The sequence below is a fragment of the Leisingera sp. SA32 genome (genome assembly GCF_056033425.1).
Genome location: NZ_JBVYHB010000002.1, coordinates 513483 through 528639, shown reverse-complemented (window position 1 = coordinate 528639; position 15157 = coordinate 513483). Strand labels below are relative to the sequence as shown.

Annotated in this window: 13 protein-coding genes, 1 pseudogene and 1 other annotated feature; of the genes and pseudogenes, 5 read left to right on the top strand and 9 right to left on the bottom strand. The window is 64.1% G+C overall.

Going from position 1 to position 15157, the window contains the following annotated elements; translation table 11 throughout:
- Positions 1-1164, top strand: a protein-coding gene (locus tag AC0IPL_RS05170) for an IS3 family transposase (protein WP_474272577.1) whose coding sequence is annotated in 2 segments (ribosomal slippage) — positions 1-224 and positions 224-1164 — 1165 coding nt annotated over the 2 segments. Because the reading frame shifts where the segments join, the coding sequence is not laid out codon by codon here. This gene is flagged as partial in the annotation.
- Positions 217-333: a sequence feature (AL1L pseudoknot), on the top strand. Its footprint overlaps the gene before it by 117 nt.
- A 242-nt stretch (positions 1165-1406) precedes the next feature.
- Here the strand turns inward: AC0IPL_RS05170 and AC0IPL_RS05165 are convergent.
- The 6 genes from AC0IPL_RS05165 to AC0IPL_RS05140 are packed head-to-tail and all read right to left on the bottom strand — an operon-like array spanning position 1407 to position 6581.
- A complete protein-coding gene (locus AC0IPL_RS05165) occupies positions 1407-2261 on the bottom strand; it encodes an HpcH/HpaI aldolase/citrate lyase family protein (protein WP_474272592.1) in 855 nt (284 codons plus the stop codon).
- Between the two features lie 2 nt (positions 2262-2263).
- On the bottom strand, positions 2264-3463 hold the full coding sequence (locus AC0IPL_RS05160; RefSeq protein ID WP_474272576.1) for a CaiB/BaiF CoA transferase family protein: 1200 nt from the start codon (positions 3461-3463) through the stop codon (positions 2264-2266).
- 14 nt (positions 3464-3477) lie between these two features.
- Positions 3478-4968, bottom strand: a complete 1491-nt coding sequence (locus AC0IPL_RS05155) for a tripartite tricarboxylate transporter permease (protein WP_474272575.1) — start codon at positions 4966-4968, stop codon at positions 3478-3480.
- 13 nt (positions 4969-4981) lie between these two features.
- Entirely contained in the window at positions 4982-5494 is a 513-nt protein-coding gene (locus AC0IPL_RS05150) for a tripartite tricarboxylate transporter TctB family protein (RefSeq protein WP_474272574.1), read from the bottom strand.
- Between the two features lie 5 nt (positions 5495-5499).
- A complete protein-coding gene (locus AC0IPL_RS05145; RefSeq protein ID WP_474272573.1) occupies positions 5500-5640 on the bottom strand; it encodes a hypothetical protein in 141 nt (46 codons plus the stop codon).
- Positions 5610-6581: a tripartite tricarboxylate transporter substrate binding protein gene (locus tag AC0IPL_RS05140; protein ID WP_474272572.1), complete on the bottom strand. Its 972-nt coding sequence runs from the start codon at positions 6579-6581 to the stop codon at positions 5610-5612. The genes AC0IPL_RS05145 and AC0IPL_RS05140 overlap by 31 nt, the downstream gene beginning before the upstream one ends.
- Between AC0IPL_RS05140 and AC0IPL_RS05135 the strand changes: the two genes are divergently transcribed.
- Together AC0IPL_RS05135 and AC0IPL_RS05130 are read left to right on the top strand one after the other, a co-directional pair.
- The gene (locus AC0IPL_RS05135) at positions 6564-7505 is read left to right on the top strand and encodes a LysR family transcriptional regulator (RefSeq protein ID WP_474272571.1); all 942 of its coding nucleotides are present in this window, start codon (positions 6564-6566) and stop codon (positions 7503-7505) included. The two genes, AC0IPL_RS05140 and AC0IPL_RS05135, sit on opposite strands and share 18 nt — an antisense overlap.
- A gap of 87 nt (positions 7506-7592) precedes the next feature.
- Positions 7593-8326 (top strand): annotated as a pseudogene (locus tag AC0IPL_RS05130) (IS5 family transposase); the annotation flags it as partial.
- 102 nt (positions 8327-8428) lie between these two features.
- Here the strand turns inward: AC0IPL_RS05130 and AC0IPL_RS05125 are convergent.
- The 3 genes from AC0IPL_RS05125 to hrpB all read right to left on the bottom strand — a co-directional run bounded on the left by AC0IPL_RS05125 (position 8429) and on the right by hrpB (position 13108).
- A complete protein-coding gene (locus AC0IPL_RS05125; protein WP_474272570.1) occupies positions 8429-9910 on the bottom strand; it encodes an inorganic phosphate transporter in 1482 nt (493 codons plus the stop codon).
- Positions 9911-10003: 93 nt separating this feature from the next.
- On the bottom strand, positions 10004-10462 hold the full coding sequence (locus AC0IPL_RS05120; RefSeq protein ID WP_474272569.1) for an NUDIX hydrolase: 459 nt from the start codon (positions 10460-10462) through the stop codon (positions 10004-10006).
- Between the two features lie 198 nt (positions 10463-10660).
- Positions 10661-13108, bottom strand: coding sequence for an ATP-dependent helicase HrpB (gene hrpB, locus AC0IPL_RS05115; RefSeq protein ID WP_474272568.1), 2448 nt, complete (start codon positions 13106-13108; stop codon positions 10661-10663).
- Positions 13109-13338: 230 nt separating this feature from the next.
- Between hrpB and meaB the strand changes: the two genes are divergently transcribed.
- Complete coding sequence (gene meaB, locus AC0IPL_RS05110; protein ID WP_474272567.1) at positions 13339-14316, top strand: methylmalonyl Co-A mutase-associated GTPase MeaB; 978 nt, start codon at positions 13339-13341, stop codon at positions 14314-14316.
- Between the two features lie 6 nt (positions 14317-14322).
- Complete coding sequence (locus tag AC0IPL_RS05105) at positions 14323-15126, top strand: alpha/beta hydrolase (protein ID WP_474272566.1); 804 nt, start codon at positions 14323-14325, stop codon at positions 15124-15126.
- Positions 15127-15157: the final 31 nt, after the last annotated feature.

The following is a 15157-nucleotide window of genomic DNA, read 5'->3' as shown; positions in this document are numbered from 1 at the left end:
CAACCAGGGCCAGCACAGTTCCCGCTGGCAGGCGATCATGTCGATCTCCGCGAAGATCGGCTGTTCGGCGCACACTCTGAATGAGTGGGTGAAGAAGGCAGAGGTCGACAGCGGCAAGCGGGCGGGCGTTCCAACCGATGTGGCCGACAAACTGAAGGCGCTGGAGCGGGAGAACCGCGAGCTGCGCCAGGCGAACGAGATCCTCCGCAAGGCATCAGCGTATTTTGCGATGGCGGAGCTCGACCGCCGGTCGAAGTGATGGTGTCATTTATCGACATGCATCGCGCGGAGTATGGGGTCGAGCCGATCTGCACTGTCCTGCCGATTGCCCCTTCCACGTATTACGACCACCTGGCGAAGCGGGCTGATCCGGCCCGGTGGTCGGACCGTGCCCGGCGTGACGCGGCATTGCGGCCCGAGATCCGGCGGGTTTTCGAAGAGAACTGGCGAGTCTATGGCGTGCGGAAGGTCTGGCGGCAATTGCAACGGGAAGGTTTCGACGTCGCCCGCTGCACGGTCGCCCGGCTGATGAGGAGCATGGGTATTCAAGGTATCATCCGGGGCAAGCCGCACAAGACGACTGTGCCCGACAAGAAGGCCCCATGCCCGCTGGATAAAGTGAACCGGCAATTCCGGGTGCCTGCTCCAAATATGCTCCGGGTGAGCGATTTCACCTATGTCGCCACCTGGAAGGGGTTCACCTATGTCGCCTTCGTTGTCGATGCCTATGCCCGCAAGATCGTTGGTTGGCGTGTCAGCACCTCGGCGCATGCCGGGTTCGTTCTCGATGCGCTGGAGCAGGCTGTTCACGAGCGGCGGCCGACAAAGGCGATGGGGCTTGTTCACCACTCCGACCGCGGCAGCCAATACCTGTCGATCAAGTACACAGAGCGGTTGGGAGAAGCTGGTATCGAGCCCTCTGTCGGCAGCGTTGGGGACAGCTATGACAACGCGCTGGCCGAAACGATCAACGGTCTCTTCAAGGCCGAGGTCATTCACCGCCGCGGTCCTTGGCGAAACTTCGAAGCGGTGGAATACGCAACACTCGAATGGGTGGACTGGTTCAACAACCGCCGTCTGCTCGAGCCTATCGGGAACATTCCGCCGGCAGAAGCAGAGGCCAATTTCTACGCCGCTCTGGAAACTGAGGCACGAGCCGCGTAACTAACTGAAATCAGCCTCCGGCAAACCCGGCGCGGTTCAGCTGCAACAAGAAGGTTACATGCACGTCATTCAGGTTAACCGTCCTTCGTTGCACGCGGGCGCAATGGCTTTAACGGCGAATGATCTCAGATGTAGGCTGCGGTGTGAGGCTTACGGTCGATGTCGCTCTGTTGTCGGCGGATTGGCCGACGCTTTTGAGGCCGCTGGGCGCGAGCGCATTACGATGCTGAGAATTCGGTGAATCAGTCAGACGCCTGCTCGCGCGCGATAATGGATTTGGCTCGAGTCACCAGCGGTAAATCGATCATCTGGCCGTCGGCCTTCGTCACACCCTGACCCTGCCTGGCGGCAATCTCGGCTGCCTCAACGACACGTCGCGCCCATTCAAGCTCGGCCTCGGTGGGCGAAAAGACGTCGTTGAGAACCGCCACCTGTGCCGGATGTACCGCGTAGCCCCCTGTGGTCCCGATGGCGCGGGCGTAAGATGCCGCGGCCCGCAGCCCCTCGACATCCCGAAAATCCGACATACTCGCGGCGACCGAGAGTGAGGCAACCGAGGCGGCCCGCGCGGCCTGGTTGACCTGTTGAACCGCGGGCGTCAGAACCTCCGGGGTGGCGGCAACGCCCATCGACGTTGCATAGTCTTCGACGCCAACCGTCATGGCGGCAAGCCGTGGGGAGGCACTCGCGATCTGCCGCGCATTCAGCACCGCACCGGCCGACTCGAGCAACGTGATAAGACGGATCTTGCCCTGCGGAAGGCCGCGTTCCCGTTCCAGTTCGTCGATCATCTCACTGACGGCCTCAACCTGTGCGGCGGTCTCGCAAAGCGGCAGATGGATCGCCGAGACGCCTTCGATCACGCTGGCTTCGAGGTCGCGGAACGCCGGTGACCAGAGCGTATTGATGCGCACCGTCACATCGACCTGCGACGCGAGACGCGAGACCGCGTCTGGCAGCGCCGCCCGGGCCTCGTCCTTGCGGGCGGGATCGACGCTGGCTTCGAGATCGAGAACGACGGCATCGGCGCCGCGGCTTGCGGCCTTGGCGATGAACGTCTCTTCCAGAACCGGTATGAACAGCAGGGAGCGCCACATGATCACGCACCTTCCCTGGCGGGGCAGGCCTTGCCCGGATCGTCGATGCCAAGCTCGGCCAGGATTTCCGCGGTGTGCTGGCCCAGCCTCGGCGCCGGGGCGCGTACGGCGCCCGGCGTGGCGCTCAGACGCGGAAAGGTCTGGTGCATCGGCAGGCGCTCCATGCCGTCGTATTCGTAATCCTGCAACACGCCGCGGCCACGGATATAGGGATGATCGACCAGATCCGAGATGTCGCAGATCGGGCCGACGGTGACGCCCTTGGCTTCGAAAAAGGCGAGGTTTTCATCAAGCGTCCGGGTCTTCATGTAATCGGCAATGATGGCATCAAGCTCTGTCGCATGTTCAACCCGCGCGCGCGAGGTTGCATAGCGTGGATCGTCGTTCAGCTCGGGCCGTCCGATGGCGGCCGCGAGTTTTTCCCACATCGACTGCATGGAGGCCGACATGGCGATAAATTTGCCGTCTTTCGTCGGATAAAGGCCGCGCGGGGCCGCGACTTCGCTGGAGTTCCCCATCCGCTTGGGCACCTTGCCGGTCGCCTCGTAGGTCGCCGCCCAGGGGCCGAGGATGCCGAAGAGAGGCTCGAACAGCGAGAGGTCCACGACCTGGCCTTTCGTCTGGCCCTTGTCGCGGGCAATCACGGCGGACAGAACACCACCGAACCCGGCAATCCCGGCGACCATGTCGGCCAGAGCCAGCGGTGGCAGAAGCGGCGGCTTGTCTTCCCAGCCTGTCATCGCCGCGAAGCCGGACATGCCTTCGATCAGGCTGCCGAAGCCCGGCTTGTCCTTGTAGGGTCCGGTCTGTCCCCAGCCCGACACTCGCACGATGATCAGTTTATCATTGGCTTTCCAAAGCTCCTCCGGCCCCATCCCCCACTTTTCGAGCGTGCCGGGGACAAAGTTCTCGCAGAGAATGTCGGCGCTAGCGATCAGCTTGTCGAGTACGGCGCGCCCTGCCTCCGAGCGAAAATCCAGTTCCATGCTCCGCTTGGAGCGGGCATAGACCTTCCACCAGCTTTCGGCTTCGCCGAAGCGGCGCAGGTCGTCGCCCTTTCCGGGGCGTTCGATCTTGATCACGTCAGCGCCGAAATCGGCCAGCATGTGGGTCATCATGTTGCCAGCGGCGAGCCGCGTCATATCGACAACCCGCAGGCCATGAAGCGGGCCTTTGGCATCAGGTGTGTAAGGGGCTTTCATGGAATTCCTTTCCTTTAGCCGTCGGACAGGCGGTTGCGGTCGCGGATCAGCAGCCAGGCCACGAAGGGCGATGCGGCAAACAGGACCAGCGCGAAGGGGTGATCGAGGATGGCAGCCGGGTTACGGCTGAGCAGGATCACGGATTGGCGTATCGACAGTTCGATCATCGGGCCGAGCACAAGCCCGATGATGAAGCAGACGATGGAGATCTCCAGTTTCAGCATGAAGAAGCCCAGCACCGCGAAGGCTAGCATGACCCCGACGGCAAAGAACCCGCCCTGGCTCACATAGATGCCGACGACGCAGAGCAGCAGTACGATGGGATAGATCACGAAGGGCGGGACCTTCACGATCAGCGCAAAGACGCGAAGCCCCAGGCTTCCGAGGATCAGCACCATGACGTTGGCCATGATCATCGCCGCAAAGAGCCCGTAAACCAGCGACGTATCGCGCTGGAAGATCAGTGGCCCAGGCGTCACGCCATGGATCAGGAAGGCACCGACCAGAAGGGCAGCGGTGAGGTTGCCGGGGATACCCAACGTCAGAAGGGGGATCAGGTTCGCGCCTGAGACAGCAGAGTTAGCGCTTTCAGTCGCGGCAATGCCCTCGGTCGCGCCGGTGCCGAGTTTCTCGGGCGCTGTCGAGAACCGTTTGGTGGCGGCGTAGCTCAGAAAGGCGGCGAGCGTCATACCAAGCCCCGGCAAGGCGCCGATGGCCGTTCCGATACCCGCGCCGCGAAAGACCGTGCGTCGCAGGGCCAGGAATTCGCCGAACGTCAGGCGGTCATCGCCCTCGCTGTTGGCAACGATCCTGCTGGCATCGGGGCGGTAGCGACGGCCCTCCTGCAGCCTCAGGATGATTTCGGGTACGGCGAGAACGCCAATGGCAACGGCCGCGAGAGGAAGGCCGTCGAAGAGGTCGACCTGCCCGAAGGTAAAGCGCGGGGACGCGGTTTCGGGGTCCACCCCGACCGTGGCAAGGAAAGCACCAAGGGCCGCGGCAAATATCCCCTTGGTCAGCGAGCGGCCCGACAGGGAAGCGATCAGCGTGAGCGAGATCACGAGGATAGCCGCAAGCTCGACCGGTCCGGCCCGAAGGGCAAAAATTGCGAGCGTGGGCGCCAACAGGATCAGTACAAGGTCCGAGCAACTGTCCCCGGCGACAGAGGAATAGAGAGCTGTCTGCAAGGCCTTGCGCGGTTTGCCGCCCTTGGCCAGAGGATGGCCATCGAGGGTCGTCGCGGCAGAGTGCGGCTCGCCTGGCGTGTTGAGCAGGATCGCCCCGATTGCTCCGCCGAAGCCACCACCCTTCATCACGCCTACCAGCATGCCGATCGCTGCGAGCGGCGCCATCGTGAATGTCAGTGGGATGGCCACTGCGATGGCCATAGGAGCATTTAGCCCCGGCACGGCGCCGATTACGATCCCGATCATGACGCCGAGCACGACTGACAGAAACGTCGTCAGCGATAGCGCGTCGAGCATGGCTGCGAAAATGATATCCATGTGATGCTTCCAGTCAGGGTAAAGGCAGTTCCAGGCCCCACCAGAACCCGGCATAGATTACGGCGGGCGCAGCCAATGCGTTGAATGCATAGGCCCAAAGCGGGGCACGGGTGTGGATCAGCGTAAATGCGATCAACCCCAGGGGGGCGCCGATCCAGAACCCCGAGTAAGGCCGTCCGATCGCGTCTCCGACCAACCGCATCACGATTAGCATCAACACGACCGCAAGGATGCATAGCGCGAGGTGCCCGGTATCCTGCCACGTCAGTCTCCCGGCCAGCGGGTCGTCCTCACCATGACGCAAGTTCCCGGCAATCAGCGCGGCGCCAAGTGCGGCCATGAGCCAGGCCAGCGCGCGGGGCGCAAGACTGGGCGGAAGTCCGAAGGCTCCCGCGTCATTCACCTGGGCCGGAATGATCCAGAAGAGCAGGAGAAGGCTGAACAGGACAATCACGATCCCAAGGATCAGGTCGGTCGCTGGACCCGGCGATGTGGCATCGCTGGGCCCTCTGGAGGAAGGCGACATCGCGCTTATTCCGAAATAAAGTCGAGCAGGTCGCGGTAGGCCTTGGCGTCTAAGGTGATGCCCTCGGCGGTTTCTGCCCCGGTCTTGAAGGTTTCGAAACCCCGAAACTTGTTGTTCACGAAATCCTTGAACGTATCGGATTGCACGGCTGTCGCCAGCGCGGTTTCGAGTTTCGCCAAGGCGTCGACATCCATGTCGGCCGGTCCGAAGAACACGGCCGCCTCAACGGCGTTGACGCCATAACCAAGCGCGTCCAGCGTCGGAATGTCGGAATGTCGGGATGTTCCTCGATCCCTTCCGGGTTCAGGGCCGCGACGACCTTCAAGGCGCCGTCTTCCATCATCGGCAGCGCGTTCGAGCCCGAGAACGCCAAGTCCACATGACCGCCAAGCACGGCCTGCCGCGCACCGGAACCGCCCCGGGTCGGCACAATGTTGATCGCGATGTCTTCCTTTTTGCCGACATACTGCATGATTGCGCGGTCCAGCGGGATGATCGACGCATAATTGATCCATCCACGTTCCTTGGCGGTTTCGAGCATGCCGGCCCAGTTGTCGAAGGGGGCGTCCGCCGGCGCGACCATCACGGTCCGATAGCCATGCGTCGTGGCGATGAAGGTCACGTCATCCGGCGTGTAGGCGACGCTACCGGTGAGCGGGGTGAACGAAAACGTCGTCGCAACTGCAAACCCGATGGTGTAGCCGTCAGGGTCTTGCGCGCGGACGTATTCTGTCGCAACCGCACCACCGGCGCCACCGCGGTTCTCGACGATGATCTTCTGCCCCAGCGTGGCTTCCATCTCGGTCGCCAGGATACGCGCCGCGGTATCACTGCCTCCGCCCGCGCGAAACCCAACCACGAGGTTGACCGGCTTTTCCGGAAAATCAGCCCAAGCCGGTGCAGCAAACGCCATTGTGGCTGCCGCAAGCGCGAGTGTCTGTGAACGTTTCATGTTGGCTCCTCCCAAACCGCACGCAGAGCACGTGCCTTGCACACATCTTAAAGGACTGATGTGGCGATACAGAAATACAATATTGATATTCACATTATTTCGAAAGATTATAACCTCATGATCGAGAACAAACATATTCGCAGCTTCTTGCGCGTTCTGGACCTGGGCAGCTTCTCGAAGGCGGCAAGGTCGCTTAATATCGCACAGCCCGCGCTCAGCCAGCATGTGAAAAAGCTGGAGGACGCGCTTGGCACGCAGCTCCTGGATCGCAGCGCCCACGGTGTTTCGGCAACGGCCAACGGGCGCGATTTTAGCGCCCATGCGCGCGAGATTCTGACGCTTGTGGAGCGGGCGGAGCGTCGCTACCGCCGAGGCGCCGACGAAATTCACGGCGAGATCCGATTGGGCCTGCCCGGGTCGATCTGCTCGGTGCTGGCGCCACCGCTGATGCTGGCAGCGGCGGAGAAATACCCGGGCGTGCGGCTCCAGATATTCGAGCTCATGAGCGGCGATCTGGAGGAGTACCTGCGCGAGGGGCGTGCGGATATCGCGGTGCTCTTCAATGTTCACGAGACCGATGACCACACATCGGAAGCCCTCTTGACCGAGCGATTGCACCTCATCGGCGCCGCGGACGCCCCCCTCATCCAAGGCGACACGGTTGACGCGCGACAGCTTGCCAAGGTGCCTTTAGTCGGCACGCGACCGCCACACGGTTTGCGACTTGTCCTGGAACGATGGTCGAGCGATGCCAACATCACCCTGAACTTTCGGTTCGAGGCAGACGCACCGTCAGTTCTCGTTAGACTTGCCTCGGAAGGATCGTGCTATTCAATCGTATCCAAGGCGGCAATTGCTCATGAGGTGCTCGGTGGATCAATCCAAGCCGCAGAAATTGTCAATCCGCCTATTCAACGAACCGTCTGTCTGGCTTCTTCCAAAAGGCTTCCGCCCAACAAGGCCCGTAACGTCGTTTTTGACCTGACGCGCGATGTGGCTCTTGAGCTGGTATCCTGTTCCAAATGGGCAGGAGCAGCTCCGGCTACGAGCGTTCTCTGATCGTCATAACGAAGTCCTCTGCTAGGCTCAGGACCCATTGATTTCCGGTAGGTGGCGTGATTCACGGTTCGAAAAATGAGCGGTGATATGTCCGATCTTTTCTGGCTGACGGATGCGCAGATGGCCCGTCTTGAGCCTTATTTTCCAAAGTCCCACGGCAAGCCGCTTGTTGATGACCGGCGTGTTCTGAGCGGAATTATCTTCATCAATCGCAATGGCTTGCGCTGGCGTGATGCTCCCAAAGGTTATGGCCCGCGCAAGACCTTGTACAACCGTTGGAAGCGGTGGAGCGACAAGGGCATTTTTGCCCAGATGATGGCCGGTCTGGCTGCTGATCACGGTGAGGAAAAGACCGTGATGATCGGCGCAACTTACCTGAAAGCACACCGTACAGCCTCCAGTCTTGGGGATAAAAAGGGGGGCGTGGGCGTCTGATCGGGCGCACTAAGGGCGGCATGAACACCAAGCTGCACGCAATCTGTGACAGCCAGGGCCGTCCGCTGAACCTGTTCGTAACTGCCGGGCAGGTCCGTAATTACACCGGTGCAAAGGCGCTGCTGAGTGGCCTGCCTGACGTCCAGTGGCTTCTCGGAGATCGCGAATATGATGCCGATTGGTTTAGAGAAGCGTTGAAAGACAAAGGGATACGCGCCTGCATCCCCGGCCGAAAGCAGCGCAAGAAAGCCATCAGATACGACAAACGCCGATATAAGCGGCGCAACCGCATTGAGATTATGTTCGGCAGGCTGAAGGACTGGCGGCGGGTTGCGACACGATACGACAGATGCCCAAAAGTTTTCCTGTCAGCAATCGCGGTTGCACCGGGCATCCGGATCGGTCGCTGCGCACGCAAGTTAAAGAAAACCCGCCGGAGGGACTCCGGCGGGGGGGGGCAGGTGGGGCTGACAGGAAATTGCCCCGTCTCAGCTAGTGATGGCGTTCAGCAGCAGGTAGATCCCGGCCGACAGCAGCGCGGCAGCCGGCACCGTAATGACCCAGGCGGCGACAATGGTCATGAAGTGGCTGCGGCGCACCAGCTTGCGGCGGCGGCGTTCCTCGGGTGCGATGCGCTTCTCCGACGGGCGGCCTTCTGCGGATTTCTTTAGGCGGCGCTCCATGTGCCATTCGCGAAAGAAGCCGACACCGAACACCGCCCCCACCGCAATATGGGTCGAGGACACCGGCAGCCCCAGCCAGCTGGCCACGATCACGGTGATCGCCGCCGACAGCGACACGCAGTAGGCGCGCATCGGATTCAGCTTGGTGATCTGGCTGCCGACCATGCGGATGAGCTTGGGGCCAAACAGAAACAGGCCAAAGGAAATGCCAAAAGCGCCGATCACCATCACCCAGGTTGGGATTGTCACCTTGGAGGCGACGTCACCAAACTCGGTTGCATGCACAATGGCCGCCAAGGGGCCGACCGCATTGGCCACGTCATTGGCGCCATGGGCAAACGACAGCAGCCCCGCGGAAATCACCAGCGGCAGGCCGAACAGCGCCTTAAGCGACTTGTTGCGGTTCTCCATGCCCTCGGACTGGCGTTTGATCAGCGGCGCGGTGATCACATAGGACAGCGCCCCGGCCGCAGCCCCGATCAAAAGCGCGGTCTGCAAGTCGATCTTGACGATCTTCTTCAGGCCCTTCAGTGCCAGATAGGCGGCAAAGGCGCCGGCCATAATGCCCACCAGCACCGGCACCCAGCGGCGCGCGGCGGCAATCTTGTCGTCCTGGTAGATGATCTTGGCCTTGATGAAGGCGAGAAACGCCGCCGCGATCACCCCGCCCAGCACCGGCGAGATCACCCAGCTGGCGGCGATCTTGGCCATGGTCGGCCAGTTCACCACGGCAATTCCCGCGGCCGCAACGCCGGCGCCCAGAACACCGCCCACGACCGAATGGGTGGTCGACACCGGCGCGCCGACCCAGGTGGCCAGATTTACCCACAACGCCGAGGAAATCAGCGCGGCCATCATCGCCCAGATGAAGATGCTTTCATTGGCCACTGCGGTGGGGTCGATGATGCCTTTGGAAATGGTCGAAACCACATCGCCGCCCGCCAGCAGGGCACCTGCGCTCTCGCAGATGGCGGCGATCACGATGGCCCCGCCCATGGTCAGCGCATTTGCACCCACCGCCGGTCCCATGTTGTTGGCCACGTCATTGGCGCCGATGTTGATCGCCATATAGGCGCCAAAGGCAGCTGCGGCGATCACCACCATGCTCATGGCAGAGCCGCCAAAGAACACGCCGGCGCCCAGGCCCGCCAGCACGATAAAGGCCAGCGCGATCCCCGGTGCCACCAAGGGACGCGAGACATAGCTCGTCGCCAGCTCCACTTGGGAAATCCGGTTCAGGTCCTTGTCCAGCGTGTTCCACTGGCTGCGTTGCGGTTCGTCGCTCATCGTCATCATCATCCCGAATCTGAGGTCTGCGCACGCGCCTAACGCCCGGCTGGCGCCGGATCAAGTTCCTGACATAAAAATGTCACATAAGTTTTACAATTGCCGCAGAACGTCCTGCAGCTGCGGTTCATGGACCAAGGTTGCGGCCTCCTGCGGGGACATCCACTGGCGGTTGCGCTCGGCGGCTTCGGGGTAGCTGTCCTCCAGTTCTTCCACCTCGGCAGCGAAGATCAGCGTCGTCACCGGCTCATCGGTGCCGTTGTCGTGGCGCTTGATATAGTTGTATTCGCCAATCGGGCGCTCGGAGATTTGGGCCTTGCGCACGCCCGCCTCTTCCCAGGCTTCCTGCAAGGCGGAATCCGGGCCGTTTTTGCCGTCGATCGGCCAGCCCTTGGGCAGGATCCAGCGGCCGGTGCCGCGACTGGTGATCATCAGCACTTCCTTGCCGGCGGCACCGTTGCGGAAGCACAGCGCGGCGACTTGCAACCGATTGGGCCGTTTCAGAAGCGGTCTCAGGATTTCTTCCCAGGCGCGGGTCAGGGTGCGGGTCATGTTTGCTCAGCCTTCTTTATGCGGGATACCCCGTGTCTTTTTGGTTTGTCACAAAGTAGGAGCGCCGCCCCGGCTTTGCAAGCGCGCAGCGGGGCCGGGCGCGCCGGGCGGCTCCGCAGCAGGCGGGCGGGCAGCATTTACGCAAGGCTAGCAATGGCGATGCCGCAGCGGGGGGCTGGGGCTGAGAGGGAGGCGGCGCTACTTGCGCCGCTTGGCACGCAGGGTGGGGTCTTCCCGGGTCGGATCCTCGGGCCAGGGGTGACGGGGGTATTGCGCCCGCATATCCTTGCGCACATCGGCATAAGACCCGGCCCAGAACCCCGGCAGATCGCGGGTGATCTGGATCGGGCGACGGGCAGGGGACAGCAGCGTGACCTTGAGCGCCACGCCCCCCACCGCCGGGTGGCGGGTGACGCCGAACAGCTCCTGCAGGCGCAAGGCCACCTCCGGCACCTCGCCGGCATAGTCGATCGGCACCTTGTGGCCCAACGGGGTGATGAAACTGCCCGGTGCCTCGCGGTCCAGCAGCTGCGTCTGCTCCCAGCTCAGCGCGGCACGCAGCGCGGGCAGCACGTCAAAGCGTTTCCAGTCCTCGGCGGATTTCACCCCGCTCAGCATCGGCAGCAGCCAGTCGTCCAGCGTGTCCGTCAGCCCAGCGATCGAGAAATCCGGCAGATCATGGCCATCGGCACGCAGCAGCTCCACCCGCGCGGCCAGCCGCGCCGCCGCACCGCCCAGCCGCAGTCCCAGGTCGCGCACACCGTCCAGCATCGCCAAGGCCACGCGCTCGGGCGGGACGTCTTTCCAGATCCGGTCGTCCAGCACGATGGCACCCAGCCGCTCCTGCTGGCGCGCCACGACCCGGCGCTCGCGTTTCGACCATTCGCAAACATCCACCCAGGCGATCTGATCGGCAAAGGTCGCGCGGATTTCTGACAGGGCAATCTGCCCGGCCATGCGAATGCGGGCCTCGCGCGGGTTGCCGTCGGTGTCCAGCGCCACGATGAACGGCGCCGCCGCCAAGGTGTCGCCGCCGTCCAGCACCGCGCCCTTGCCGCCCGACAACACATAACGCGGGGTGTCCCCCTTGCGGCGCTGGCCAATGCGGTCGGGATAGGCAAGCGCCGCCATGGCCGCGGGCGACAGCCCGGCCTCGCTGCGCCCGGTCTGTCGTTGCAGCCGACGCGCCTCGGCGTTGATGCGCTCCACCACCGCGCGGTTCAGCTGATGGGTGTGGCTGCGTTCATATCCCTTGGGATCCTTCACCGCCTTTAGCCGCAGCAACAGGTCCGAGGGCGCGCCGCGCAAGGGATCGCGCTCTCCCAGCAGGGCGGCCAGCGGTGCGGCGTCAGGCCCGGTGGTCAGCAGCATATGCCCCAGCCGGGGATGCAGCGGCAGCGCCGCCAGCGCCTTGCCGTGTTTGGTGATACGCCCCTGCGCGTCCAGCGCCCCCAGCATGACGAGCAGCGCCTGCGCCTCGGCCATCGCCCCCGCGGGTGGCGGTGTCAGAAACGACAGATCTTCCGGCGACGCCCCCCACAGCGCGAGTTCCAGCGCCAGCGCGGTCAGGTCGGCGCTTTCGATCTCGGCGGGCGGGAAGGCCAGCAGCGCGCCTTCCTCGCCGCGCGTCCACAGCCGGTAACAGATGCCTTCGGCGACCCGGCCCGCGCGGCCCTGCCGCTGGGTGGCCTCGGCGCGGGTGACCTTTTCCGTCACCAGCCGCGACATGCCCGAGCCCGGATCAAACCGCGCCCGGCGCGCCTGGCCCATATCCACCACCACCCGGATGTCCTGGATGGTCAGCGAGGTTTCGGCGATCGAGGTCGCCAGCACCACCTTGCGGCCATTCGCTTCGGGCTGGATCGCGGCGCGCTGCTCGGCAAAGGGCAGGGCGCCAAACAACGGGCGGATGTGGCAGTCGCCGGGCAGGCGTTTGGCCAGCGCGCCCGCCGCGCGGCGGATCTCGCCCTCGCCGGGCAGGAACACCAGGATGCCGCCGCCACTGGATGTTGTCTCGCGCTCCGCCTGTACCACCAGATCCACCAGCGCATCGGTGCGCCGGGCCTGGGCGGGCAGGGGGCGCTCCAGCCAGCGGGTCTCCACCGCGTGGCTGCGCCCCTCGGAGGTCACCATGGGGGCGTCCATCAGCGTCGCCACCGGATCTGCGTCCAGCGTGGCCGACATGGCCAGCAGCAGCAAATCGTCGCGCAGCGCGCCCGCAACTTCCAGGCACAGCGCCAGCCCCAGATCCGCATTCAGCGAACGTTCGTGAAATTCGTCAAAGATCACCGCGCCCACGCCCGGCAGGTCCGGCTCCGATTGCAGCATTCGGGTCAGAATGCCCTCTGTCACCACTTCGATGCGGGTGGAGCTTGATACCTTCGCATCGCCGCGCACCCGGTAGCCGACGGTCTCGCCCGGGGCCTCCCCCAGGGTTTCGGCCATCCGCTCGGCAGCGGCGCGGGCGGCCAGCCGACGCGGTTCCAGCATCACGATGCGGCCCTGCGTCAGCCCGGCCTCCAACATCGCCAGCGGCACCCGCGTGGTCTTGCCCGCGCCTGGGGGCGCCTGCAACACGGCACGCCCGCGCGCGCGCAGGGCAGTCAACAACTCGGGCAGGGCGTCTTCGATCGGCAATCTGGTCATGTCGCCTTATCGCCAAACCTGCGGGAGAGGTCTAGCTCATGTGATGCAAAGGCGTTGGCTGGCGGACCGCCCAAGGCGGCGCCCGCCGATTTGCTGCAGGCAAACCTGCGGTTTGACGGCGCCCGACGGGCGCTGCCCGGCTTTCAGCTGGGCGAAACAGGCCCTGCACCCACTGGACATTGCAGGCGGCCTTGCGCCAAGGTCACCCGCGTGACGACAGGAAGGCCCAGATGGACATCGAACAGCTGAAACCCAAGATCCTGGCGGGCGACCGCCGCGCCCTGGCCCGTGCCATCACCCTCATTGAGAGCGGCCGCGAAGATCACCGCGCCCTGGCAACTCAGCTGCTGTCGGCACTGGCCGAGCATCGCCGCCAGGCCCTGCGCATCGGTCTGTCCGGCACGCCGGGGGTGGGGAAGTCCACCTTTATCGAAAGTTTCGGCATGATGCTGACCGGCATGGGCCTGCGCGTGGCGGTGCTGGCGGTTGATCCCAGCTCGACTAGGTCCGGTGGCTCGATCCTCGGTGACAAGACCCGGATGGAGCGGCTCAGCCGCGAGAAAAACGCCTTTATCCGCCCGTCCCCCAGCCAGAGCCACCTGGGCGGTGTTGCCCGGCGCTCCCGCGAGGCGGTGGCGCTGTGCGAGGCGGCCGGGTTTGACGTCGTGCTGATCGAAACCGTCGGCGTCGGCCAGTCGGAAACCGTGGTGGCGGAAATGTCCGACCTGTTCGTGCTGCTGCTGGCGCCTGCTGGCGGGGATGAATTGCAGGGGGTCAAGCGCGGTATCATGGAAATGGCCGACCTGATCCTCGTCAACAAGGCAGATGGCGCGCTGAAACCGGTCGCCTCCCGCACCTGTGCCGATTACGCCGGCGCGCTGCGGCTGTTGCGCAAACGGCCACAGGATCCCGAGGGTTTCCCGAAGGCGCTGATGGTTTCCGCGGTGGAGGAACACGGGCTGGAGCAGGCCTGGGCCGAGATCCAGGCGCTGGTCGCCTGGCGGCGCGAAAACGGCCATTGGGATGCACGACGCGGCCATCAGGCCTGCTATTGGTTTGAGCAGGAGGTGCGCCAGGCGTTGCTGGCCCGGCTGCGCAGCGCCGGGGCGCAGGCGGCCATGGCGGAGCTGTCGGCGCAGGTAGCCGACGGGGCGCTGACCCCGGCCGCCGCGGCTGAGCAAATGCTGCACCAGCACCTGCAGGGCTGAGGCGCGATGCAGGAAACCCGCGTCTTTGACGGCGAGGCCCTGCGCGCCTCATTGTTCAATCCGGGCGGCGAGCGGCTGTTCGTGACCTTCCGCCAGCGCGTTGCTGTTGCGGGGCAGTTCGAGGACCGCGGCCCGGTCAGAAACATGACCAAACATGGCTACGCCCATCTGCATATCCAGCCAAAACACAACGACTGGTACATCAACGCCGAGACCAAGGCGCTGTCGCGCAGTCTGTCAGCGCTGACCAAGGGGTATTGCGATGTGTCGGCGATGGGCTTTTCCATGGGCGGCTACGGGGCGCTGCGGTTTTCAAAGGCGCTGCACCTCAACCGGTTGATCGCGGTGTCGCCGCAGTTCACCATTGCCCCAGGTGCCGTGCCCCACGACCGCCGCCGCAAGGAGGCCGCGGCATTTGACGCCGCGCTCGGTGATCTGGTGCGCTATGGCCGCCACGGGGTGCAGGGGGTGGTGCTGTTCGATCCGTTTCGCAAGATGGATGTGAGCCATGCGCTGTTCATCCAGGCGGTGTTTTCCGATCTGAGCCTGTGCCGCCTGTCCTGCGGCGGTCACCCCGCCACCCAGGTGATCCGTGAGGGCGGCAGCTTCTGGGATCTGCAATCCCTGCTGCGGGAGGGGCCGCTGACAGCGGCACACGTGCTGGCGATGCACCGCAGCCGCCGCAGGCAGTCCCCCAGCTACTGGCAGAAACTGGCACGGGTGGCGCGGCAGCGCGGGCGTGCGCAGCTCGGCGCGGCGGCGGAGGCCCAGCTGAAGCGGATTGCACCGGCCGCAGAGACCGGGGCATAAGCCGGGCAAGAAAGCTGAGTTGAATCACTTG

What these genes read in the sequence shown, in the direction of transcription:
- AC0IPL_RS05135 (WP_474272571.1), top strand. Translation starts at nt 6,564, where the DNA reads ATGATCGAGAACAAACATATTCGCAGCTTCTTGCGCGTTCTGGACCTG.
- AC0IPL_RS05155 (WP_474272575.1), bottom strand. Translation starts at nt 4,968, where the DNA reads ATGGATATCATTTTCGCAGCCATGCTCGACGCGCTATCGCTGACGACG.
- AC0IPL_RS05105 (WP_474272566.1), top strand. Translation starts at nt 14,323, where the DNA reads ATGCAGGAAACCCGCGTCTTTGACGGCGAGGCCCTGCGCGCCTCATTG.
- AC0IPL_RS05150 (WP_474272574.1), bottom strand. Translation starts at nt 5,494, where the DNA reads ATGTCGCCTTCCTCCAGAGGGCCCAGCGATGCCACATCGCCGGGTCCA.
- AC0IPL_RS05120 (WP_474272569.1), bottom strand. Translation starts at nt 10,462, where the DNA reads ATGACCCGCACCCTGACCCGCGCCTGGGAAGAAATCCTGAGACCGCTT.
- AC0IPL_RS05165 (WP_474272592.1), bottom strand. Translation starts at nt 2,261, where the DNA reads ATGTGGCGCTCCCTGCTGTTCATACCGGTTCTGGAAGAGACGTTCATC.
- AC0IPL_RS05125 (WP_474272570.1), bottom strand. Translation starts at nt 9,910, where the DNA reads ATGAGCGACGAACCGCAACGCAGCCAGTGGAACACGCTGGACAAGGAC.
- AC0IPL_RS05160 (WP_474272576.1), bottom strand. Translation starts at nt 3,463, where the DNA reads ATGAAAGCCCCTTACACACCTGATGCCAAAGGCCCGCTTCATGGCCTG.
- meaB (WP_474272567.1), top strand. Translation starts at nt 13,339, where the DNA reads ATGGACATCGAACAGCTGAAACCCAAGATCCTGGCGGGCGACCGCCGC.
- AC0IPL_RS05140 (WP_474272572.1), bottom strand. Translation starts at nt 6,581, where the DNA reads ATGTTTGTTCTCGATCATGAGGTTATAATCTTTCGAAATAATGTGAAT.
- hrpB (WP_474272568.1), bottom strand. Translation starts at nt 13,108, where the DNA reads ATGACCAGATTGCCGATCGAAGACGCCCTGCCCGAGTTGTTGACTGCC.